The 21,719-nt window shown below is 66.1% G+C and carries 19 protein-coding genes; 7 read left to right on the top strand and 12 right to left on the bottom strand.

Going from position 1 to position 21,719, the window contains the following annotated elements; all coding sequences use genetic code 11:
* Positions 1–116: 116 nt before the first annotated feature.
* Both ACFW0H_RS24815 and ACFW0H_RS24810 read right to left on the bottom strand, forming a co-directional pair.
* Positions 117–341 (bottom strand): hypothetical protein, encoded by a 225-nt coding sequence (locus ACFW0H_RS24815; protein ID WP_422916506.1) that lies wholly within the window; start codon positions 339–341, stop codon positions 117–119.
* A gap of 393 nt (positions 342–734) precedes the next feature.
* Positions 735–1,058 carry a hypothetical protein gene (locus ACFW0H_RS24810; RefSeq protein ID WP_422916505.1) on the bottom strand — a complete coding sequence of 108 codons (324 nt, stop codon included), beginning with the start codon at positions 1,056–1,058 and terminating at the stop codon, positions 735–737.
* Between the two features lie 242 nt (positions 1,059–1,300).
* On the opposite strand from ACFW0H_RS24810, the gene pqqF reads away from it, so the two are divergent.
* From pqqF to nahK, 4 genes are all read left to right on the top strand, one after another.
* Positions 1,301–3,757 (top strand): pyrroloquinoline quinone biosynthesis protein PqqF, encoded by a 2,457-nt coding sequence (pqqF, locus tag ACFW0H_RS24805; RefSeq protein ID WP_422916504.1) that lies wholly within the window; start codon positions 1,301–1,303, stop codon positions 3,755–3,757.
* Positions 3,758–4,006: 249 nt separating this feature from the next.
* On the top strand, positions 4,007–5,185 hold the full coding sequence (locus ACFW0H_RS24800) for a porin (RefSeq protein ID WP_422916503.1): 1,179 nt from the start codon (positions 4,007–4,009) through the stop codon (positions 5,183–5,185).
* A 349-nt stretch (positions 5,186–5,534) separates the two neighbouring features.
* A complete protein-coding gene (nosP, locus tag ACFW0H_RS24795; protein ID WP_422916502.1) occupies positions 5,535–6,701 on the top strand; it encodes a nitric oxide-sensing protein NosP in 1,167 nt (388 codons plus the stop codon).
* Positions 6,631–9,258, top strand: a complete 2,628-nt coding sequence (gene nahK / locus ACFW0H_RS24790; RefSeq protein WP_422916501.1) for a hybrid sensor histidine kinase/response regulator NahK/ErcS' — start codon at positions 6,631–6,633, stop codon at positions 9,256–9,258. Before nosP ends, nahK begins: the two co-directional genes overlap by 71 nt.
* 126 nt (positions 9,259–9,384) lie before the next feature.
* On the opposite strand, the gene ACFW0H_RS24785 is transcribed toward nahK, so the two are convergent.
* The 10 genes from ACFW0H_RS24785 to ACFW0H_RS24740 form a co-directional block, all read right to left on the bottom strand.
* On the bottom strand, positions 9,385–10,242 hold the full coding sequence (locus tag ACFW0H_RS24785) for an EamA family transporter (protein WP_422916500.1): 858 nt from the start codon (positions 10,240–10,242) through the stop codon (positions 9,385–9,387).
* Positions 10,243–10,264: 22 nt separating this feature from the next.
* Positions 10,265–10,927: a response regulator gene (locus tag ACFW0H_RS24780; protein WP_422916499.1), complete on the bottom strand. Its 663-nt coding sequence runs from the start codon at positions 10,925–10,927 to the stop codon at positions 10,265–10,267.
* A 53-nt stretch (positions 10,928–10,980) separates the two neighbouring features.
* Positions 10,981–11,526 (bottom strand): PQQ-dependent catabolism-associated CXXCW motif protein, encoded by a 546-nt coding sequence (locus ACFW0H_RS24775; protein ID WP_422916498.1) that lies wholly within the window; start codon positions 11,524–11,526, stop codon positions 10,981–10,983.
* Between the two features lie 137 nt (positions 11,527–11,663).
* The gene (locus ACFW0H_RS24770) at positions 11,664–12,158 is read right to left on the bottom strand and encodes a hypothetical protein (RefSeq protein WP_422916497.1); all 495 of its coding nucleotides are present in this window, start codon (positions 12,156–12,158) and stop codon (positions 11,664–11,666) included.
* A 28-nt stretch (positions 12,159–12,186) separates the two neighbouring features.
* Entirely contained in the window at positions 12,187–13,158 is a 972-nt protein-coding gene (locus ACFW0H_RS24765) for an SCO family protein (protein WP_422916496.1), read from the bottom strand.
* Positions 13,159–13,169: 11 nt separating this feature from the next.
* A complete protein-coding gene (locus ACFW0H_RS24760; protein ID WP_422916495.1) occupies positions 13,170–15,332 on the bottom strand; it encodes a multicopper oxidase family protein in 2,163 nt (720 codons plus the stop codon).
* A 448-nt stretch (positions 15,333–15,780) separates the two neighbouring features.
* Positions 15,781–16,572, bottom strand: a complete 792-nt coding sequence (locus ACFW0H_RS24755) for an ABC transporter permease (protein WP_422916513.1) — start codon at positions 16,570–16,572, stop codon at positions 15,781–15,783.
* 220 nt (positions 16,573–16,792) lie between these two features.
* Positions 16,793–17,509: an ABC transporter ATP-binding protein gene (locus tag ACFW0H_RS24750; RefSeq protein WP_422916494.1), complete on the bottom strand. Its 717-nt coding sequence runs from the start codon at positions 17,507–17,509 to the stop codon at positions 16,793–16,795.
* Entirely contained in the window at positions 17,506–18,474 is a 969-nt protein-coding gene (locus ACFW0H_RS24745) for a YVTN family beta-propeller repeat protein (RefSeq protein WP_422916493.1), read from the bottom strand. Before ACFW0H_RS24745 ends, ACFW0H_RS24750 begins: the two co-directional genes overlap by 4 nt.
* 23 nt (positions 18,475–18,497) lie before the next feature.
* On the bottom strand, positions 18,498–19,694 hold the full coding sequence (locus tag ACFW0H_RS24740; protein WP_422916492.1) for an ABC transporter substrate-binding protein: 1,197 nt from the start codon (positions 19,692–19,694) through the stop codon (positions 18,498–18,500).
* Positions 19,695–19,845: 151 nt separating this feature from the next.
* Between ACFW0H_RS24740 and ACFW0H_RS24735 the strand changes: the two genes are divergently transcribed.
* From ACFW0H_RS24735 to pedF, 3 genes are all read left to right on the top strand, one after another.
* A complete protein-coding gene (locus ACFW0H_RS24735; RefSeq protein WP_422916491.1) occupies positions 19,846–19,980 on the top strand; it encodes a hypothetical protein in 135 nt (44 codons plus the stop codon).
* 885 nt (positions 19,981–20,865) lie between these two features.
* Positions 20,866–21,021 (top strand): hypothetical protein, encoded by a 156-nt coding sequence (locus tag ACFW0H_RS24730; protein WP_422916490.1) that lies wholly within the window; start codon positions 20,866–20,868, stop codon positions 21,019–21,021.
* Positions 21,022–21,277: 256 nt separating this feature from the next.
* On the top strand, positions 21,278–21,715 hold the full coding sequence (pedF, locus tag ACFW0H_RS24725; protein WP_422916489.1) for a cytochrome c-550 PedF: 438 nt from the start codon (positions 21,278–21,280) through the stop codon (positions 21,713–21,715).
* The last annotated feature ends 4 nt before the right edge of the window (positions 21,716–21,719 follow it).

Raw genomic sequence — 21,719 nt, 5'->3', positions numbered from 1 at the left:
AATGAGGGGGCGAATTATGCCCGGTCTGTCGCCTTTGGGTAACGGGCCGTCGCCCAGCGACTATCTGACGGCCATGAAAAAGCCCCGCTCTTGCGGGGCTTTTCGTTTGCTGCTGCTCAGCAGGTCAGGGCCTTCTGCGCCCGATCGATCACAGTCTTCAGGTTGTCGACGTCGCCGTAGTGCTCGGGGTACAGACGCTCGCTGTGGCGGGCCACACCGTATTCGTTGACGACGGTGAAGCTGAAGTTGCCGTTGCGAGCGGCGGTGATATGGCAGGTAAACGGCGCAAAGGCGCTGGTCAGGGTGCTGATGGCAGCTTGGGCTTGATGATGGATGGTCATCGTGTTGCTTCCTTCGTTTTGCGGCCAACTGGCCGCCAGACAAATGACTCCGAATCCGCCGAGCAACAGGCTCAAGTCGGATGATCCTTATCGGAGCAAGGGTGCCGGCACTAAGTTCCCCGATGGGATCTGGCTCTGGCAGCTGGTACTTGGGATGCCAGGTGCTGCGCCGGGCAAGGGTCTGGCCTGGCTGGCAGTCCTGGTCAATCTACCGTGCGCTCATGACAGCTTTACTGCATCGCACGGGGCGATGTGCGGTCGGTGAGGCGGCGGGGATGGCTCTGTCCCTTTGCTTGGGCCCGCTGGGGGCGAGGGATCGAAAGGCCGGATTGACTTACAACTTGGTACTAACGGCGGCGACCCTAACGGATCGCCCGGAAAAAATCAAGCCAATCAGTGATTCTGGGGCAACTGGCTGATATCGATTTCGGTGACCAGGGAAGTCCGCGCCGGCGGGGTGCGGGCCAGCAGGGGGCAGAAGCGGTCCAGGGACTGGATGAGGTCCCACTGCAGTTCCAGGTCATGGCCAAGGCCGGTGATCCTGTCCAGCAGGCCGACGGAAGCCGCCTGCAGGCTGCTGTCGGTGGCGTTGGCCAGATTGGCGGTGACCTGCGCCAGCAGCGTGGTGACAGCGGTCATGTTGCGGGTGGTGAGAGCCAGGATATTGGCCAGCAGGGCGATTTCACTCTGGGGTATCTGTTGGGGCGTCTGGTCCATGCTTGCTCCGCTAGGGTTACCAGGGCATGTGGCAATGCGCCATTATCGCGTTGAGATGCTAGTGCCTACGATGGAGTCACGTCCATAACGTCTGCTGGCAAATATCTGATTGGTTTGTAGGAAAATTGCCATGGCCTGGAAGAACTATCCGCATAGACCACAGGATTACGCCCAAAGCAGCATTGTCGATTCTTTGGTCGCGATCGAAGCTACGGGCGATCCCACCTGGTTTCCGGCCAGCCATGTCCACGTTCATAGAGCCGTCCAAGCCGTCATCGCCTTTGACCCTGCAACTGGGCAATGGCCTGCGGGTGCGCCTGCTGCAGCAGGCGGGGCCCGGCCTGGCCGCGGCACTGGTGGAGGTCGACGGCGGCAGCCATGACGAGCCGGCCGAGCATCCCGGGCTGGCGCATTTTCTCGAACACCTGGTCTTCCTCGGCAGTCAGGGCTTCCCTCCGGGCGATGGGCTGATGCCCTTCGTCCAGGGGTTGGGTGGCCGGGTCAATGCCAGCACCGGCCCGCGCCGCACACGATATTTCTGCGAGGTGCCGGCGACGCACCTGGAGCCGGCCCTGGCGCGGTTGCTGGACATGCTCGCCAACCCCTCGCTGGATCAGGCAGCGCTCTGGCGCGAGCGCCAGGTACTGGACGCCGAATACAGCGCCCGTGCGCGGGACCCGCAGACCCTCTGTGAGGCCGCCCTTGCCTGGGCCCTGGCGCCCGGCCATCCCCTGGCGGACTTCCATGCGGGCAATGCCGCCAGCCTGCAGCTGGAATCCCCGGACTTCCGACCGGCGCTGCAGCGCTTCCATCGCGACCATTACCAACCGGCCCGCATGTGCCTGACCCTGGTCGGGCCGCAGCCGCTGGAACGGTTGGCGGAGCTCGCGCGCCAGCATGGCTCGGCGTTGCAGGCGGGGGCGGTGCTGCCTGAGCCTGTGTTGCCAGCGATGCTGCCCCTGCGCGCGGGCCGCCTGCGCCTCGGTTGCCCCGGCGAGGGGCGGCTGCTGCTGGCGTTCGTGCTGGACCATGAATGCGTCGGCCTGGAAGCCGCCATGAGGTTCGTCGAAAGCCTCATGGCCGATCCTGCCGCCGGCGGCTTGCAGGAGCGCCTGGCGTCCCTCGGCCTGAGCGAGGGCGTGCATCTGCGCCTGCCCTATGCCCACGGCGGCCAGGGGCTGCTGCTGATGGACTTTGAGCTCGCCAGTGACGCCGACGGTGCGCGCCTGGAGGCCGAAGTACTAGGGTGGCTGACTTTCCTGCGCTCGGCCTCGCCCTGGACGGGCGTCTGGGAAGAACGGATGGAGATCCTGGGTCGCCAGGCCGCTGCCCTGGGGCCGCTGGATACCGCGATGGCGCCCGGCCTGCCGCGGCTTGCGGACGTCCAGGGGCTGCTCGAGCAACTCCGTCCGGAACGGTTGGTACGTCTGGAGACCGGCCATCCTGTCGCCGGGCCGAACCTGGAGTCGGCTGGCTTCCCCTTGTGCCTCGAGCCATTGGACGCACGGGCCGTTGCCCCGGCCAGCACGCAGTGGCGGTTGCCGCCAGGCAACCCCTATCTGCACCCGCGAGCCGCCAGGGTGTCGGGTTATTCCCGGTTGCCGCTGCTGCCCGGTCTGCCGGCAGCGCCCGACAGGGGGGCCTTGTACCTGCGCTGGCGACCCGAACGAGGCGGGCTGCCCTGTGGCCTCGCCCATGGTCTGCAGCGGGCGGCATGGCCGGTGCTGGCCGCCGCCGTCCAGGCCGGCCTGGACGCCAGCTTGCAGGCGGAGCAGGGCAGCCTGGCATTGTCCCTGCTCGGCAACACCCACCAAGTAAGCCAGGTAGCAGGCGACCTCCTCGGCATCCTGCCGGCACCGACACCCTGGGCCCTGGCCCAGGGGCCAAGCTTGCAGCAACAGGCCGCGCGCCGTTTGGCAGGCCAGTTACCCATCCGCCAGTTGCTGCAATGCCTGCCCGATCGGCTGGAGGACTCGCCATCTCCGGGGCCGGCGGTATCTGCTGCGCGGGACCTGGCGCGCTTTTGGCGGCAGGCGCGATGGCAAGGGCTGGGAATAGGCGAGGCCGCGCTGGGGGTGGAACTGCCCGGCCGCCCGACGACCATCGGCACTGCGGCCGGCGAGGGCGAACGCGTCTGGCAGCGAGAGGACATCCAAGGGGAAGCGGCAATCCTGCTGTTCTATCCCCTCGAACGACCCGAGCCGGAAGCCGAGGCCCTCTGGCGACTGCTCGCCTGCATCCTGGAACCGGCCTTCCACCAGCGCCTGCGCGGCGAGTTGCAGGTGGGCTACGCCCTGGCCTGCGGTTTCCGCCAGTTCGGCCGCCATCGCGGTCTACTGTTCGCCGTGCAGTCGCCCCGTACCCCGGTCGCCGGGCTCTTCGACCATGTCGACGACTTCCTTGCCCGCCAGTACGCCGGCCTGGCGCGCCTGGACCCGCGCCGGCTGGAACAACTGGCCGCTACCCTGCAACAGCAACTGGAGCAGCGGGCGGCGAACTTCGCCGATCATGCCTGGCAGTCCTGGCTCGATCACCTGGCCGGCCTACCGGCGGGCCACGCGGGTCGGGTCCGCCTGTGCCTGTCGGCGCTGCAGCCCGCGCAATTGCTGGAACAGCACCGCCGCCTGGTCGCCGGCCGGGCCTGCCATGCCCTGGCCAATGGCGAGCCGCCTTCGTCGAGCTGGCGCGTCCGCGGCTGATCCGGCGCATTCCACATCTTCTTCAGCGGGCGAGACGAACAGGTCTCGTCCTTTCGTGCCTGCGCGTCCCTCCGTCGGCCTACGACCTAAGCCTCGTCCGGTCGTACACCCAGCCGACGCGGCTCCCGAGCCCCTGCCAAGGCAGCGGCGAAAGCCTGCCAAGGCAGCGTATGGCGGGCCCTGCGGCGTTTCGATAATCGCCTCCGACACGACAGACCTGCCGGTCGTCCACCCACAGCGGAGAGCGTCATGCACAACAAGAAGATCGCCCAAGCCCGTTTGTCCCGCCTTGCCCTCGCGGCGGCGGTAGCCCTGGCCACCCAGCAGGCCGCCGCCGAAATCGTCCTCTACGACAAGGACCAGACCACCTTCTCCGCCGACGGTTACGTCAACGCCTTCTACGTCAACAGCGACGTTGATCGCGACGGCGAGCAGTTCGACCGCCGCCAGTCCCGGGTGAAGATGGGGTTCCTGCCCAACTGGATCGGTTTCAACATGGGCAAGCAGGTGGATGACCTCAAGCTCGGCGCCCGCTCTTCCTTCTGGGTCACCATCAACGACAGCGAGACCAACGGCACCGCCACCGCCATCGACGTCCGCCAGTTCTACGGTACCGCCGGTGCGGATTGGGGCGAGGTGCTGGTGGGCAAGGACTTCGGCCTGTTCGCCCGTTCCAACATCCTGCTCGATGAGTTGCTCGCCGGTTACGGCCAGGTCAGCGACACCCTGGGTCTGGTGGATGGCGGCGGCGTGTCCTTCGGCAACATCGGCACCGGCTATCCCTATCCGTTCCCGACCTCGCAGATCACCTACCGCAGCCCGAAGACCGACGGCCTGCGCGCCGCCGTGGGCATCATGGACCCGGTGGACACCAACGACGACAGCCCCACCGGCAAGGCCTACCAGGAAAACCCGCGTTTCGAGAGCGAGGTCACCTACGAGTTCGACCTGGCCGGCGCGCAGCTCTACTCCTGGGTCAACGGCGCCTACCAGACCTCGGAAAACACCGATCCCAACGTCGACAGCGTCACCTCCAAGGGCCTGGGCTATGGCGTGCAGGCCAAGATGGGCGGCTTCACCCTGGTGGGTTCGGGCTTCCACGCCAAGGGCATCAACCCCTTCTTCACCAACAACGCCGGCGAGCCGACCCTGCGAGAAGTGGACAGCGACGGCTACCTGCTGCAGGGCTCCTACCGCTTCGGCAAGAACCGCCTGGCGCTGTCCTACGGCAAGACCAAGGACGACGGCAATGGCGTGGTCAACACCGGCGCCGACTACGAGACCCGCGGCATCGCGCTGTTCCACGACATCAACGACAACCTCAAGCTGGTGGCCGAGTACAACCAGTTCGAGATCGATGGCCACGAGGGCGATACGCAGAACGAAGACACCGACACCGTCGCCCTGGGTGCCGTGCTGACCTGGTAAGGCTCGATCCTGATTGCTCCGGTTTTGGCGGGAGAGGCGCTAGTCCTCCCGCTTTTTTTATTTTCAGTCGCCAGGCGGGGACGCTCTGTTGTAGGGGCGAATTCATTCGCCAAGCAGGCCGAAGGCCTGCCCGACGGAGTTGTCAGGGGCTGCTGCGCAGCCCTTGGCGAATGAATTCGCCCCTACAGATTAATGCCAACCCCCGGCTGCCCTAAGCCGGGAAGGTGCGGGTAGAAAAGCCGCCCCCTACCTTCGAACTAGCCCGCCGCTACCCAAGGAGAATGGGGCGTCCCGGAACGCCTCCGTAGAATTTCCCCATCAGCAGCAGGCTAATTGAGTGAGAACCGGGATGCTCGAGGAACCAGCAGAGGGCGTCGTCACCGCCATGTCCCAGGCCAGCGAGGCCGAAGCGGTGGCCCAGGACCTGGCGCGCCAGCTCATCCACCCGCACCTGGGATTCGTGCTGTTCTTCTGTTCGGCCGAGTACGACCTCGAAGCCCTGGGGCAGGCGCTGGAACAGTACTTCGGTGGCGTACGCCTGGTCGGCTGCACCAGCGCCGGCGAAATCACGCCCCAGGGCTACGGCCGCAATTGCGTCAGCGCAGTGGGTTTCGACCACCGCAGCTTCTCCATCGCCAGCGTCCTGGTGGACGAGATGGACCGCTTCGGCCTGATCGACGCCCAGCAACTGGTCGAGCGCCTGGTGCAGGATTGCCGGGTCAACTCCCTGGCGCCGATCAAGGACCACAGTTTCGCCCTGACCCTGCTGGACGGGCTTTCCAGCCGCGAGGAAGTGGTGCTGGCGGCCCTCGGCGCGGCCTTCGGCAGCATTCCGCACTTCGGCGGCTCGGCAGCCGACGACAACCACCTCAGGCACACCCACGTCTATCACGAAGGTCGCTTCCATGCCGGTGCGGCAGTGGTGGTGCTGATCAATACGGCCCTGGATTTCGAGGTGTTCAGCACCCACCACATCCTTCCAGGCAGCGACAAACTGGTGGTCACCCGTGCCGACAACGCGACCCGGCGGGTCTTCGAGCTCAATGCCGAGCCGGCCGCCCTGGCCTATGCCCAACTGATGGGCGTACCCCTGGAGAACCTGGATGAGCGCGTGTTCGCGGCCCACCCACTGGCCGTGCGCCTGGGCGATTCCTACTACGTGCGTTCCATCCAGAGGGTCAACCCGGACCTCAGCCTGAGTTTCTACTGCGCGGTGGAAAACGGCATCGTCCTGACCGCCATGCGTCCCGGCCCCTTGCTGCCGAACCTCGAGGCGCTGTTCGAGCGCCTCGGTCAACGGCTCGGCCCGCCCTTGCTGACCATCGGCTGCGATTGCGTGCTGCGCCGCCTGGAAATCGAGGCCGACGCCGACGCCGTCGCCCGCACCTCGGAGGTCTTGCGCCGGCATCGGGTCATCGGCTTCAACTCCTATGGAGAGCAGTTCAATGGCATGCACATCAACCAGACCTTCACCGGAGTCGCCATCGGCCGCCGGGGTCGCAATGGCTGCCGCTGAACAGCAGGCCCGGCTGGCGGCGCTGGAGGAGGAGAACCGCAAGCTCAAGCGGATCAATGCGGCGCTGATCGAGCGGGTGGAGTCCAGCGCTTCCCGCCGCGACGGCAGTTACGCCGCGTTCCAGCACTCGGTGGTGCTGGCCGAGCAGGTGCGCGAGCGCACCGACGCCCTGAACCAGGCCATGGCCGAGCTTAAGGCCAGCAACCGGCTGTTGAGCGATGCCCGGTTGCGCGCGGAAACCGCCCACCAGCACCTGATCGACGCCATAGAAAGCATCTCCGATGCCTTCGTGCTGTTCGACCGCGAACAGCGCATTGTGCTCTTCAACAGCCGCTTCAAGTCCTTCTGGGCCCGTACCCGCGCGCGCATCGGTAGCGGCACGCGGTTGTCGGAAATCCGCCGGCTGGCCAACAGCACTGGCCTGATAGTGGAGGAGCACCGCGGCAGCGACGACAACATCCTCTACCGCCTCCACGACGGGCGCTGGGTACAGGTCAGCGAGCGACCCACCCGCGAAGGCGGCCTGGTGATCCTCTACACCGACATCACCGAGGTGAAGCAGAGCGAGACCGCACGCCGCGAGCAGGCCCTGGCGCAGAAGTCGCGATTGTTGCAGCGCGCCGTGGACAACCTTTCGCAAGGGGTGGCGATGGTCAGCGCCGAGGGCATCCTCGAACTCTGGAACCACCGTTTCCTCGAACTCTGCGGCCTGGCGCCGGTGGAGGCGCATCGCAGCTTCGCCGGCGTCATGGCTGACAGCGAGTTGCCCCTGCTCACCCCCGACACCCGCGACAGCCATGGCCGCCCGATCCGCGAAATGGAGCAGCGCCTGTACAACGGCCGGGTGCTGGAGGTGCGTACCCATCCGCTGCCCACCGGCGGCTTCGTCAATACCTTCACCGACATCACCGAGCGCTACCGCCACGCCGAAGCACTGGCCGAAAGCGAGCGCTGGATCCGCCTGATCACTGATCACGTGCCGGCGCTGATCGCCTACCTCAGCGCTGACCTGGTCTACGAGTTCACCAACAAGGTCTACGAGGAGTGGTACCGCTGGCCGCGCGGCGCGATGCTCGGCCAGAGCCTGCGCGAGGTCCACAGCGACGAGCACTGGCGCCGCCTGGAGCCCTACGTGGAGCGGGTGCTGGCGGGGGAGAGCCTATCCTTCGAGGTCACCGAGACCAACCTCAACGGCCAGGAGCGCTGCATGCTGCGGTCCTACGTGCCCAACCGCCTGGCCAATGGCGAGGTGGTGGGCATCTTCGTGCTGATCCGCGACATCACCGAGCGCCGCCGTACCGCCGAAGCCTTGCACCAGGCCTACCAGAACCTGGAACAGCGGGTGCGCGAGCGCACCACCGAGCTGACCGCCCTGAACAGCCAGTTGCGCCGCGAGATCGACGAGCGCAGCCAGGTGGAACTGCGCCTGCGCGAGGCCAAGCACGAGGCGGACCAGGCCAACCTGTCCAAGACCAAGTTCCTCGCCGCCGTCAGCCACGACCTGCTGCAGCCGCTGAATGCCGCGCGGCTGTTCACCAGCGCGCTGCTGGAACAGCGCGAGCAGCGCTGCAACCTGGCCCTGGTGCGCAATGTCAGCAACTCGCTGGAGGACGTGGAGAACCTGCTGGGTACCCTGGTGGACATCTCCAAGCTGGACGCCGGGGTGATCAAGCCGGATATCGCGCCCTTCGCCGTGGGTGAGTTGCTCGACAACCTGGCCGTTGAGTACCGCCAGATCGCCGCCAGCGAGGGCCTGCAACTGGACTTCGTGCCCAGTTCCGCGCTGGTCCGCAGCGACCTGCAACTGCTGGCGCGGATCCTGCGCAACCTGCTGAGCAACGCCATCCGCTACACGCCCCATGGCCGCATTCTGCTAGGTTGCCGGCGCGGGCGGCAGAGCCTGTGGATCGAGGTGCACGACACCGGCGTCGGCATCGCCGCGGACAAGCTCGGCGAGATCTTCCAGGAGTTCAAGCGTGGCGAGACCGTGCGCGCCAAGCAGGATCGCGGCCTGGGTCTGGGGCTGGCCATCGTGGAGAAGATCGCGCGCATGCTCGGCCACCGCATCCGGGTCGCCTCGGCGGTGGGCAAGGGCTCGTTGTTTTCCGTGGAAGTACCCCTGGCCCGGCGCGTGCCGCGGCAGAGACAGGAGCGCGACGAACCCCAGGCGGTGCTGGAGCGGCTGCAGGGGGCGCGGGTCTGGGTGCTGGACAACGACGCCGCCATTTGCGCCGGCATGCGTACCTTGCTGGAAGGCTGGGGTTGCCGGGTCACCACCGCGCTTTCCGAACAGGACCTGGCGCGCCAGGTGGACAACTTCCACGCCGATGCCGACCTGCTGATCGCCGACTACCACCTGGATGACGGCTGCAACGGCGTCGACGCCGTCGCCACCATCAACGCCCGCCGCAGCACGCCGTTACCGGCGCTGATGATCACCGCCAATTACAGCAATGAGCTGAAGCAACAGATGCGCGAACTGGGCCATACGCTGATGCACAAGCCTGTGCGGCCGATGAAGCTGAAGACGGCGATGAGTCATTTGCTGGAGCGGTGAAGGCTGGGCCAGGTGTAGGGTGGACCACGCTTCACCGGTCCACCATGGGTGGTCTGGCCGGACTCCGAATGGTGGAAATGAAGAGCGATTTCCACCCTACGAGGGGAACAGGTCGGCGACTGAGGGTCAGGCCCGCTGCGGCACCGCCTGAAACTTCGCCCGCAGCACGAGGGCGATGCCGCCCAGCACCGCCAGCGACACCAGCGCCAGGCGCAGGCTGATGGTTTCGCCCAGCAGCAGTGCGCCGCCGAGGGCGGCGAGGATGGGGACGCTGAGCTGCACGCTGGCGGCCTGGAGGGCGCCGAGGCCGGGCAGGGCGCTGTACCAGATGGCGTAGCCGATGCCCGAGGTCAGGGCGCCGGAAAGCAGCGCGTAGATCAACCCCGGCAGGTCCCAGCGCAATTCGCCGAGGAAAGGCAGCAGGAGCAGGCCGGCGAAAGGCAGCGTGCGAATGAAGTTGCCGGCGGTGGCCGCCAGCGGCAATCCGGCCTGACGCCCCAGCAGGGTGTAGGCACCCCAGGCGAGACCCGAGAGCAGCATCAGCAGGCCGCCGACAAGGGGTGGCGCGCTGGCGCCGGGCAGCAGCAGGACCACCAGTCCGCCTGTGGCCAGGGCGAAACCCAGCGCCTGCTGGATATTCAGGCGCTCACCGCGCAGCAGGCCAAACACCACCATGCACAGCTGCACGGCACCGAACAGCAGGAGGGCGCCGCTACCGGCGTCCAGCTGCAGGTAGGCATAGGAAAAGGCCGCTGCGTAGACGAACAACGCCGCCGCCGCGCGCCAGTTACCCGTGGCGGCCAGGGGTTGGCGCCGCAGGCGCAGCAGCAGCCAGAGCATCAGCGCGCCGGAGGCGAGGCGGATGGCGGTGAAGCTCACCGCGTCGATGGCGGTTTCCTTCAGGGCGATACGGCAGAGCAGGGAATTGCCGGCGAAGGCCAGCATGGCCAGGGCCGTGAGCAGCAGGGTGCGAGCGGCAGGCATCTTCGTCCTTGTGAGCGGGCGTTCAGCGGCGCAGGTAGGCGGTGAAGTCGATATCGCTGGCCGAGAGAATGGCCTGCACGCGATTGTGCACATTGAGCTTGCGCAGGATGGCCGAGACATGGGCCTTCACTGTGGTTTCGGCGATGTCCAGGTTGTAGGCGATCTGCTTGTTCGATTCGCCCTTGGTCATGCGTTCCAGCACCAGCAGTTGCTTGCGGGTCAGGGCCTGCAAGAGTTCCGGCGGGATACCGGGCTCTTCGTGGTGGCGGCGCGGCGAGGCTTTCTGGGTGCGGATGATGTCCGACGGCAGGTAGACGTTGCCGTTGAGAATCTGCTCGATGGCGTCGGTCATCTGCGCCCGAGGTGAGGACTTGGTGATGAAACCCACCGCCCCGTAGGTGATCGCTTGCAGCACCACCTGCTTGTCCTGCTCGGCGGAGACGATAACCACGGGCACCGTGGGGGCTTCGTTGCGCAAGTTGATCAGCCCGTTCAGCCCGTGCATGCCGGGCATGTTCAGGTCGAGGAGGATCAAGTCCAGATCGTCGTGCTCCTGGGTCAGGGCCAGGGCGCTGTCCAGGTCGGCGGTCTCCATCACTTCGCTTTCCGGGAAGCCGTCGCTGATGACGTTGTGGATGGCTTCGCGGAAGAGCGGGTGGTCATCGGCAATCAGAATCTTGTACACGGCCTTTCACCTCGTTGTTTTGATTATGGTGCGGCATGCCCGGGTGCGCCGGGTCAGGGGAGTGGCTCTGGACGGGCGGGCTGCAGGGGCAGGCCGGCCTGTTCCCAGGCGTCGATGCCGTCACGGTACCAGTAGAGGTTGGTATAGCCCAGCGTGGCGGCGCGCTTGACCGCGTTCCAGCTCAGCCAGCAGTCGGAACGGCAGTAGAACACCAGCGGCCGGTCCTGGCGACCCTGGCTGGCCCGCCGCAGATGGTGGGCGAAGTAACCCTGCCATTGCGGGGCGAGCTGGCCATCGCCGGTGTTGGCCAGCCACAGGCTGCCCGGCAGGTTCGCGTGGGGTTCGTCGGCGATGAACTGGCCATTGAGCCACTGGCGACGGTAGACGTCGATCAGCAGCGTGTCGGGTCGTTCTTTCAATTGCGCCTGGAGCTGGGTGGTATCCAGGGTGCGGGCGGGCTCGACCCGTTCCGGGGTGGGGCTGCGATAGCGGCCAAGGCGATAGCCGTCGGCGGAGAACAACGCGGTATCAGCCGCGTCGTTGGCAGCAGCGGGCAGCACCAGGGCAAGGCAGGTCAGGCAGGCGAGGAGACGCTTCATGGCGGGCTCTCTGTTCTTTTTATGCAGCCATTACAGGCCAGCGCCGCTGCTTTTGGAATTCGACGTTGAGAGGGGGTGATCAGTACCAAAGTAGTAGAGGTGCGCCGGGCCGGAGCCCGGCGTTGCCTGTCCAGCGCCTAGAAAACAGGGGTGGAAAAGCTGGCCGTGGCGTCTTTCAGTTGGCCCTGGGCGACGTCGAAGGTCAGCTGGAAAGTGGCCAGCACGGCTTCCGTGGCCTCGGTCTTGCTGGCGTTTTCCGGCGAGACGGGGAAGACCAGTTCCACTACTGTTACCTGCTGCAACTCGCGGAGCACCTGGTTCTGGCCATGGGCGAGATAGCGAGTCCCCGTCTGTTGGCCGACACCGGTCACTTCTTGCAAATCGACAAGCAGGAAGACCCCCGCTGGCGAGCCCGGGTCGTCATCGGTGAAGGCGGTGGCGTTGATGCGCGCGAGCCCGCTGAGGTCGATGTCTTCGGTCTTGCCGGCCAGGGTGCCGGCGATGGGGGTCGTCCTCACGTCGGTGCGGCGCTGGAAGAGCGGAGAGGTGGCGGCACTGCTGGAAACCAGACTGGCCAGCAACCCGACGAACGCGACCAGGGCTGGCGGGATTTTTCCATGGGTAATGTTCATCTTGTCCTCCTGGACTCCTTGCGGAGTCCTAGTTGCCTCCGGCGTGTGGGTCGTGAGGGGCCGCGACCGGCTGTAGCGCTGGCAGCTGGGCTGGGGCGGCGCCCTGTTGTTCGAGATAACGGATCAGCAGTTCCACGTCTTCGTCACCCAGGCGCAGATTGGGCATCGCCACCTGACGGTACTTGCCGAAGAGTTCCAGGGCGATCGGGTCCTTTTGCGCGCGCAGTTCATCCGGCGTCTTGATGTAGCGGCTCAGCCAGGCGCGGTCGCGGCGCGCGGTGACGCCCTTGAGGTCCGGGCCCAGGGCCTCGCCCTGGCCTATGGTGTGGCAAGCGGCGCAGGCGCTGCGGAACAGGTAGCCACCTGCCTCGAGGTTTTCGATCGGCTTGACGGCGGTGTAGCTCTGGCTGCTGACCCCAGCCTGGTTCTGCCACCCCAGCAGAAAGGAACTGAGCTTGGTGGCCAGGAATTGCGGGTTGTCCACGGTGGATTGGCGCATCCACTGGCCGGTGGGCTCGTTGCCGGCCATGAGGCTGGAGAGGTGGCCGTCCGGGTCGACGGCATCGGAGCTCGACCACAGACCGAGCTTCTTCTGCACCAGGGTGAGGTCGTCCGGCTTGCCGGTGAGGAACAGCCAGCCCGGCCCCGCATGGAACTTCTCCGCGTAGGCCTTGAGCACCTCCGGCGTGTCGTGCTCGGGGTCGACGGTAATGGAGTAGAAAAAAATATCCTTGCCCACCCGATCGCCAAGCAGCTTTTGCACCCGTGCCAGATTGGCGGTGCTGAGCGGGCAGGTGTCCTGACAGCGGGTGTAGATCATGTTCACCACCACCGACTTGCCCTTGAGCAGGTCGCTGTAGAAACGGACCTCCTGGCCGTCCTGGGTGACCAGGGGCGCATCCGGGAAATAGCCGGCCCCCCAGGGTTGCCCGGCCATACCCATGCGTCCGGCCAACAGCAAGCAGGCCGCCAGACTGCCCCACCACCTCAAGCGGCCCATGCTGGGACCTCCTACCTGAAGGCCGTTGGCAGGATTTCGGTCGGGTCCACGAAGCGTACGCCCTGCGGGGTCGGGATCGGCGTCGGCAGCGGCCGGAGGAAGGCGCCGCCCGCGTTGTCGATTTCCCAGCGCAGCAACATGGCATTGTCCTCGTGGGTGGTGTTGTGACAGTGCTCCATGAACATCCCGCCGAAATCGCGGAACTGCATGGTCAGGGTGACGCTGCTACCCGGGTGCAGCCGGTAGACATCCTTGCGGCCCCGTTCCCAGGCCGGGACATTGTCCGGGCGGCCGTCGCGGGCAAGGATCTGACCCTCCTCGAAGTGGATGTGGATGGGGTGGTCCCAGCCAGCGCCGCCGTTCTTCAACGTCCAGATCTCGCGGGTGCCGAAGCGCGGGGCCGCCGAGATGCGGCCGAAATCGGCAGCCAGCTTGTCGCCGCGATCGGTGCCGACGCCCCAGTGGCCGAAGAAGCTCGATATGGGGTCGCTGGTGGTCTGGATGGCGCCACGGCCGAACTCGAACGTCCGCTCCGCCGCCACGGGAATGTGCGACAGGTCCGGGTTCGGCACGAGGACATCGGGGACCTGGCTGATATCGGGCCGGGCCGGGTCGCGGACGATGCGGAACTCGAGGAAGCGGCCCACGCAAGGATCGCTGGAATTGCCCGACATCGCTTCGCGTAGCGAGAGGTCCTGCACGGGCCGGCGACCGTTCTCGTGCTCGGCGAGGTTGACCATCCAGACTTTCGCGCCCACTGGATAGCGAGCGAAGTCGATGACGATGTCATAGCGTTCGGCGATGCCCATTTCGTCGAGGGTCGAGAGCACCACGGGGGACGGCAGCAGATTGCCGTCATTGGCGATCTGGATCATCGGCGAGGCGTCGCTCAGGGCGAGCTTGAAGAAACGCGCCACTGCCGCATTGAGGATGCGGAAACGGTACTTGCGCCGCTCGACCTCGAAGTAGGGCTTGTAGACCAGGTTCACCGTCATGACATCGCCGAGGAAACCGTCGAAGTCGAAGATGTCCATCGCCAGTTGGCCCTCGCCGTCCCAGGCCTTGTCGGCGAGCATCAGGTTAACGTCGTAGTCCAGGTTGCCGTAGGAATTGGCCGTGCCGCTGGGCAGGCGCAGGTTCACGCCATCGTTGATCTCCTCGTTGCCACGGTCGACGCTGCTGTAGAGGTTGAACATCCCGGCGATGCCCTTGTACACGTTCTGCGAGGTGAAGCTGAACATGTGGTCATGGAACCAGTGGGTGCTCATGGTCTCGTGGTAGTCGCCCTGGAGGTTGTCGATGCCACCGGCGTCGTTGGGGCTGCCGCAGCGCGGGTCGTTCGCGTCCGGGTTGGCGCTGAAGTAGCCGCCATGGCAGATCGGGTAGTGGTAGTCATAGAACTGCTGGGGGAAGAAGTAGGCCCCGGTGAAGCCATCGTTCTCCGCACCGTGGTGGCCGTTGTGCTCATGGGTGCTGATGGTGTGGATGCCGAAGCCGCCGTTCTGCGTCGGGTCCTCCGGCAGCCGATTGTGATGGCGGAACAGGATGTGCTCGTGGTACCGGCCGATCATCAACTTGGGCGGCAGCGTGCCGTTGAAGGTCCACAGCGCCAGCGGCCCCTGGTCCGGAAGGCCAGGGTGGAAGGCCGGACGTAAAGCCTGTGCCGGATCGATCCCGGAATTCAGGGTTGACGGCACGCCGGGGTTGTAGACGGCATTGGGTTTGGCGCCTTCCTGGGTGACCTCCACCACGACCTTGGGCGGAAACTCGCCCCAACGCTGGTGGGCCCAGATCGGTCCCGGTGGACGGCCTTCGATCGGCCCGGTTCCGCCGCCCAGCACCTCCGCTACCGGCTGCTGGGTGGTGTTCGCCTGCTCGGTGGGGTCAGGGCCCGGCGTTCCGGGGAAAGCGGGAATGGGGTCCATCACCCCCGTACCCGGCACATAGGCCTTGCGTGGCAGAACATCGAAGCGCGGCATGGCCTGGGTGAAAGGCTGGACGCCGAACAGCGGGCTGGGTGGGAGCCCGGAGGGAATATCGAAGACGCCGGCATAGGCGCTGCTGGTGAAGGGACTCAGGCCGTGAACCGGGACCAGCAATCCGCCGGAGGTGGCCAGGCCCCATTTGATGAAATCGCGTCGTGTGACCTCGCCTCTTGTAATGGCGGTCGCCAACTCCTTGAAATTCCTACTGGCAATTTCCGCGTCCCTGAGGCGTGCCCTAGACACATCCCTTGGAAGGTACATTGACTCCTCCTCGCAATAGTCCCCTGGTGCATCACGTCCCTGCGCGCCAAAAGGGGCAGCAAGGAAAAGACTTCCGACTGAGCGGCGTGTCGGAAGAATGAGAGCACGGCACATTTCCAGCGGCTTTCGCGAGGTAACGACCCGACCCCCCACTTCAACCCCGTGGGTCATGATCGAATGCAGAACCGAGGCGGGAGAAAGCTTCCGGCGGCTCCCTATCCATCTCGAAATATCTTGTTACTGACAACCGATAGCGTCAATTGGCCATTGTGCTGTCTTCAGGCTCTTTGCGACTAACCCTGTGTGGCTGATTCCGGGCGGAAGCATGGGGGGGCCAGGCGTCTCTGCTGCGTTACAACTCGCCGCGCAAACCTCGTCAGCCCGCCTTGCGCAATGCCGCATGCTGGGGGTTGAAGCTGAGCAGGGCGGCCACGGCGAAAAGCAAGGTCAGCACCAGGCAGACGCTGATCGCCAGCCCGTTGAAGCGTTGGTAAAGGGCGAAGCGCACCATTTCCACCGCATGGCTGAAGGGGTTCAGGGCGCAGAGCCAGTACAGCCACTCGCTGGCCTCACGCATCTTCCACAGCGGGTAGAGCGCCGAGGAGAGGAAGAACAGCGGAAAGATCACGAAGTTCATCACGCCGGCGAAGTTCTCCAGCTGGCGGATGCCGTTGGACAACAGCAGGCCCAGGGCGCTGAGCAGCAGGGCGGCCAGCAGCAGTGCCGGCAACGCGGCGAGCAGGCCCGCGGCCGGCGGCTGAACCCCGTAGAGCCAGGCGATGGCGAGGAAGGCATAGACCTGCAGCAGCGACACCAGCGAAGTCGCCAACAGCTTGGCCGCCAGCAGGAAGGGCCGGGGCAGGGGACTGGTGAGCAGCAGGCGCATGCTGCCCATTTCCCGGTCGTAGACCATCGACAGCGAGCCCTGCATGCCGTTGAACAGCAGGATCATGCAGGCCAGCCCCGGCACGATGTAGGTCTCGTAGGTGATGTAGGTGTCGTAGGGCTCGATGATGGCGATCCCCAGGGCCGCGCGGAAACCGGCGGCGAACACCAGCAGCCAGAGCAGTGGGCGCACCAGGGCGCTGAGGAATCGCGTGCGCTGCAGCACGAAGCGCAGCCACTCGCGCAGCAGGATGCCGCGCAGGCATTGCCAGTAGGGGGTCAGCATGGGATGGACTCCGAAATGCCAATGGATAGGGTGCGCCGTGCGCACCGGTGTTTCCGTGCGGGGTCGCTGGTGCGCGCGGCGTACCCTGCCGGGACACTCCGCGCCCGACCGTAGGGTGCGCTGCGCGCACCGATTCGAGCGACCGGATGAACTCTGCACCAGACCGATGCGCCGCTGGTGCGCACGGCACACCCTACGGGGATTCGCCCGTGCCTGTTCATGCAGTCAATCGCTCGAAGGCACCGGCCAGTCCGCCTTCGTCGCGTGAGCCGAGGCCGGCGGCGCTGTCATTGGCGATGATCCGCCCCTGGTGCAGCAGCAGCAGGCGATCCTCGGGCTGTACCTCGTCCAGCAGGTGGGTGGTCCAGAGCACGGCCATGTCGCGGTCGCGACAGAGCTGGCGGACGTGGCGGTTGAGGCCGTCGCGGCTGGCCGGGTCGAGGCCGGCGCTGGCTTCGTCGAGCAGCAGCAGGTGCGGCTCCTGGAGCAGGGCGCGGGCGATCTCCACCCGCCGCCGGTGGCCACCGTTGAGCAGCCGCACCTTGTCGTGCCGGCGCGGACCCAGCTGCTGGCGCTCCAGCTCGCGCTCGATGCGTTTGCCGGCGAGCTTGCCGGGCAGCCCGTGCAGGGCGGCGTGGTAGCGCAGGTTCTGTTCGACGCTGAGGTCGAGATCCAGGGTGCTCTGCTGGAACACCACGCCGAGCCTGGCCAGGGCCTTGCGCGGCTCGCGGCGCAGGGAGTGGCCGCACACGCTGATCTCGCCCTGCTGCAGGTCGTAGAGGCGCGTGAGCAGGGCGATCAGGGTGGACTTGCCGGCGCCGTTGGGGCCGAGCAGGGCGGTGAAGCTGCCCGGCTGCAGGACGAAACCCACCTGCTCCAGGGCGCGGCGTGGACCGTAGGCAAAGTCGACTCCGGTCAGTTCCAGCGCGCTCATGGCGTCACCACCACGCCCCAGGGATAGCGGCCGACCTTGATCGACTTGGTCACCTTGAGGCTGTCGGTGTCTATCACCGAGACATCGCCGCTGATGCCATTGGTGGCCAGCAGTCGCTTCTCGTCCGGGGTAAAGGCCAGGTGCCAGACCCGCCGGCCCACCAGCAGATAGTCGAGAACCTCGTAGGTCCTGGCATCCACCACCGCCACGTGGTTGGCCGGCCCCAGGGCGATGAAGGCGTACTTGCCGTCGCGGGTCAGCTTGACGCCCACCGGCTGCACCTTGTCCGGGTGCACGCCCTTGATCTGGAACTTCAGCACCTTCTGCACCTGGCGGCTGGCGACGTCGACCACCGTCACCGTGCCGCCGATCTCGGCGGAGGCCCAGAGCAGCTTGCCGTCTTGGCTGAATTCCACATGGCGCGGACGCTGGTCCACCAGGGTGTTGTCCACCAGGCTCTGGGTGGCGGTGTCGATCCAGTGCAGCATGTTGGTGGTTTCGCTGGTGTTCACCGCCCACTTGCCGTCCGGGCTCACCGCCATGCCCTCGGGCTCCACGCCCACTTCCATCTGCGCCAGCACCTGGTCGCTCTGGGTGTCGACCACCGTCACCAGGGCATCGTCCTCGTTGGAGATGTACAACCAGCGGTCGTTGGGATGCAGGGCGAATTGCTCGGGGTCGGCGCCGGAGGGCAGTTCCTTGACGATCTTTCGCGTCGCCAGGTCCATCACCTGCACCGTGTCTGCGTCGCTGGCGCAGATGTAGAGCAGCTTGTTGTCGCTGGACAGCGCGAGGCCGCGGGGACGCGCGCCCACGGGCAGGCTGGCGGTGACCTCCAGGCTGTCCAGGTCGATCACGCTGACGCTGTCGTCCTTTTCATTGGAGACGTAGGCGGTGGCGGCCAGGGCCGGGCCGGCGAGGACCAGCAGGGCGGCGCCGACGGCGGCGGCAAGGGGCGTGGGCATGGCAGTTGTCCTTCTTGTTGTGCTCAGTCGGCCGCCGCGAACTGGCGGCAGGCGCTTTCCGGGCGGTCGAAGCCGAGGCTGTCGAGTTCGCTCACCGGGTGCAGGAACCCATCCTGGGGCGAGGTGCTGACCAGGGCGCGGGGCTGCACCAGGGGAATCGGCTGGCGCAGCTGGCCATCCCAGTCGCGGTAGCTCAGCTTGCGGCCCTTGAAACCGTCCAGGGGCAGGTCGGCGGACAGCGCCAGGCGGCGAACGGCCTGCGAGTCTGCGCTCTTCAGGTGGGTCACGGCGCTGGCGATACTGCGCACGGCGATCCAGGCGGCGAAGTCGCGGTCGTTCATCCAGCGGCCGGCCAGGGCTTCGAAACGCTTCTGCAACTGCGCGGCGCCATAGGTCTCTACCGTCTTGTGCCAGCCGGTGGGCGTCAGGCCCTGGGTGCCGGCCACCGGGCGCGGATACCAGGTGTTGTAGGGCAGGTACTCGCCGAAGTCGCCACGCTCGTCGGCCACCAGCACCACGTCGTACTCGCTGGCCTGGGTGAACAGCGGCATTTCCGCCTGGGCGCTGCGGCGCTGGTCGTTGTCGAAGCTCCAGGGCTTCTCCTCGATGATCTTCGCGCCGAAGCGCCCGGCGGCGCGGCGCAGGGCGGCGGCGTAGGCTTGGTCGTCGGGCGTCTGGCCGTTCACCAGCAGCCAGCGCTGCCAGCGGCGGGTGGCGAGGAACTGCGCCAGGGCATCGGCCAGCATGGCGCGATTGGGCAGGCTGTGCAGCAGGTTGGACCGGCATTGCGCGCCACGCAGCTCATCGCTGGGGCTGCCGGCGTTGAACAGCAGGCTGTCGGGGAGGGCGTCGGCCAGCTGCACGACTTGTTCAGCTGGGGCGTTGACCACGAACAGGCGCAGCCCCTGGTCATGCAGGGCGCGGGCCTGGGTCAGCAAGGCTTCGGGGGTGGAAGTGCGGACCGCCGTCAGGGTGTAGCTGTGCTTGAGGAAGCGACCGGTGCTGTTGCTGTCGGTGATGGCCAGTTCGGCGCCGCGCAGCCCCGCGTCCTCCGGCTCCGGGATGACGTTGGACAGCAGCGGTCCGGGGGCCGGCGCCCAGGCCAGGTAACCGATGCGCACGTCCAGGCTGTCGTCTTCGGCATGGACGTGTGTCGCGACCAGGGCGGAGCCGGATAGTGCCAGCAAGTACGCTAGGCCGTGAAGCAGGTAATGGCGCATTTCATGGCTCCTCTGTACGTGGAGCCAGCATAGGAATGGGGCAGCGCCTGGGAAATATGAAGAAAGTACCGGTCGGGCGCTACCAAGGTAGTAGGAACCGGTCGGCGATTCGGCCCTAGCATGGCCGCACAAGAACCAGAAGGAGGCCGCCATGCACATCCTCAAGCACCTGCTCTTGCCCTTGCTGCTGATCCTCAGCATGGTCGGTTTCGACCACCCCAGGCCCTCCGATTCCGGCTATCGGAGCGGCGCCCTGGTGCTGCCGGTCATCTGGCTGGATGAGTGAGGCCGGGCAAGTCCGCGTTCTTGCGGGGCCTTTGTTGTGGGGGCGAATTCATTCGCCAAGGGCTGCGCAGCAGCCCCAAGCTGACTCCCAGGCCGAACCTGCGGTCCGGTTCGCGAATGAATTGGCTATGTCTGCATTGAATGTTGCTGGAACGTCCAGAGCCAAGCTGATTATCGTGCAGGCTGCGAGTCCCTGTTTCGCCTCCCGGCGAGTCTCTTTTTTCAGTCGTCGGAATGCCGCCCACAAAAAAGAAACCAAAAACGCTTGCCCCTGCATCCGGCCCGGCTTCGCCGGGTGACCAGCCTTCGGCTGTTACTGCGTTTCCCTTGCTCCATCGTTGCGCCAGGGGCCCGGCGTGAGGGGCCATCCATGGCCCCGCACGCCTCTCGCGGCATCCATGCCGCTCGTCCCCCTCTGCAACGAATCCGCTCGGCCTCCTGACGGGGCGGAGTCGCCGCCCCACCTCTCCTGCGCTGATTCAGGCACTGACCAGGCATCAGGATTGCCGAGCCCTGTCAGGCGCGAGTCACCCCTCTCCTCTTCAGGGGTGAAGAGGCACGCTTTCGGAAGCACCGCTTCCGCTGCCGATGAACGCCTGAGCGCGAAGCGATCAGGCGGGGGCGCAGGGCGGGGGCCGGGGGAGAGGGCTATATCAGGCTGGCACGAAGGCCTGAAATCACCGTACTAGAGGCTTCTATTCGGTTCTGCAACAGCTAACGCAGACATAGCCAATGAACTCGCCCCACAGTTCCGTCGCCAGGAACCCCAGGGAGTAGAACGACCACCCACCCCAAGGTACTGCCCTGGCGGTACCAAGGTAGTACAGCCAGGCGGGTCGCCCGGTCCTAGCCTGACAACCAGAGGAACCTGCAAGAGGACGCCGCCATGGTCATCATCAAGCATCTGCTGCTACCACTGCTGGTGATCTGCTGCGCGCTCGAATTCGAACTGGCCAGGGCGTCCGATGATCTTGCCGGCTGCGGCATCCATATGTCCGGACCGGTCCAATCCCTCCCGGTACCTCAGCTTGGGGCCGACTGAACGGCCCGACCTCCCGTCTTTTCCGCAACAGCCAGCGTGCTGGCGAACGGCTTCCCGCCGTTCGCCAGCGCGCTTGCGCCTGCGCGATCGATAGCGCCTGGCAAGCCGTCGACCTGCCTCCGCCCGCATTACTACCAAGGGAGTAGTGCCTGGCCACCAAAGCAGCATGGGGGCGCTGCCGGGGGCTTCTTACCATGTCCCCACAGCGCTCCGATGGGGCGCCGCCTTGCCCAGCAGCTCAATGAGGATGTAACAGATGAACAAGAACAGCGCACTGCGCGGCCTCGCATTCCTGGCCGGCCTGACCCTCAGCGGAATCGTCCTCGCCCATGGCGACGTGGTGCCCCAAGCCGTGAACACCGATGGCCTGGAGCCGCTGGGCAAGGAATGGCGTGACGAGAACCCCTACCGCAAGCCCTATGAGAAGAACGACCTGGCGGTGGAAATCGGCTCCTCGGCCTACAACCAGAACTGCGCCCGCTGCCACGGCCTGGAAGCCAAGTCCGGCGGCATCGCCCCCGACCTGCGCTACCTGGAGATCAGCGCTGACGGCGACGAGTGGTTCAAGGAGCGGGTGATCAACGGCGCGGTGCGCGACGGCGCGGTGTACATGCCGAAGATGGCCGACTACCTCAGCCAGGAAGCGCTCTGGGCCATCCGCAGCTACCTGGAAAGCGTGCACGTGGAAGAGTGACGGT

Origin of the sequence: Metapseudomonas cellulosilytica, assembly GCF_049334135.1 — a bacterium.
Taxonomy (GTDB): Bacteria; Pseudomonadota; Gammaproteobacteria; order Pseudomonadales; family Pseudomonadaceae; genus Metapseudomonas.
Note: the sequence above shows the minus strand (reverse complement) of the source record. Positions and strands in the feature narration are given on the sequence as shown.

Excerpts from the sequence above, each read along its gene's own strand:
- ACFW0H_RS24765 (WP_422916496.1), bottom strand. The coding sequence starts at position 13,158 with ATGGGCCGCTTGAGGTGGTGGGGCAGTCTGGCGGCCTGCTTGCTGTTG.
- pqqF (WP_422916504.1), top strand. The coding sequence starts at position 1,301 with ATGTCCACGTTCATAGAGCCGTCCAAGCCGTCATCGCCTTTGACCCTG.
- ACFW0H_RS24730 (WP_422916490.1), top strand. The coding sequence starts at position 20,866 with ATGGTCATCATCAAGCATCTGCTGCTACCACTGCTGGTGATCTGCTGC.
- ACFW0H_RS24745 (WP_422916493.1), bottom strand. The coding sequence starts at position 18,474 with ATGCCCACGCCCCTTGCCGCCGCCGTCGGCGCCGCCCTGCTGGTCCTC.
- ACFW0H_RS24770 (WP_422916497.1), bottom strand. The coding sequence starts at position 12,158 with ATGAACATTACCCATGGAAAAATCCCGCCAGCCCTGGTCGCGTTCGTC.
- ACFW0H_RS24785 (WP_422916500.1), bottom strand. The coding sequence starts at position 10,242 with ATGCCTGCCGCTCGCACCCTGCTGCTCACGGCCCTGGCCATGCTGGCC.
- nosP (WP_422916502.1), top strand. The coding sequence starts at position 5,535 with ATGCTCGAGGAACCAGCAGAGGGCGTCGTCACCGCCATGTCCCAGGCC.
- ACFW0H_RS24750 (WP_422916494.1), bottom strand. The coding sequence starts at position 17,509 with ATGAGCGCGCTGGAACTGACCGGAGTCGACTTTGCCTACGGTCCACGC.
- nahK (WP_422916501.1), top strand. The coding sequence starts at position 6,631 with ATGGCATGCACATCAACCAGACCTTCACCGGAGTCGCCATCGGCCGCC.
- ACFW0H_RS24815 (WP_422916506.1), bottom strand. The coding sequence starts at position 341 with ATGACCATCCATCATCAAGCCCAAGCTGCCATCAGCACCCTGACCAGC.
- ACFW0H_RS24810 (WP_422916505.1), bottom strand. The coding sequence starts at position 1,058 with ATGGACCAGACGCCCCAACAGATACCCCAGAGTGAAATCGCCCTGCTG.
- pedF (WP_422916489.1), top strand. The coding sequence starts at position 21,278 with ATGAACAAGAACAGCGCACTGCGCGGCCTCGCATTCCTGGCCGGCCTG.
- ACFW0H_RS24800 (WP_422916503.1), top strand. The coding sequence starts at position 4,007 with ATGCACAACAAGAAGATCGCCCAAGCCCGTTTGTCCCGCCTTGCCCTC.
- ACFW0H_RS24740 (WP_422916492.1), bottom strand. The coding sequence starts at position 19,694 with ATGCGCCATTACCTGCTTCACGGCCTAGCGTACTTGCTGGCACTATCC.
- ACFW0H_RS24735 (WP_422916491.1), top strand. The coding sequence starts at position 19,846 with ATGCACATCCTCAAGCACCTGCTCTTGCCCTTGCTGCTGATCCTCAGC.
- ACFW0H_RS24775 (WP_422916498.1), bottom strand. The coding sequence starts at position 11,526 with ATGAAGCGTCTCCTCGCCTGCCTGACCTGCCTTGCCCTGGTGCTGCCC.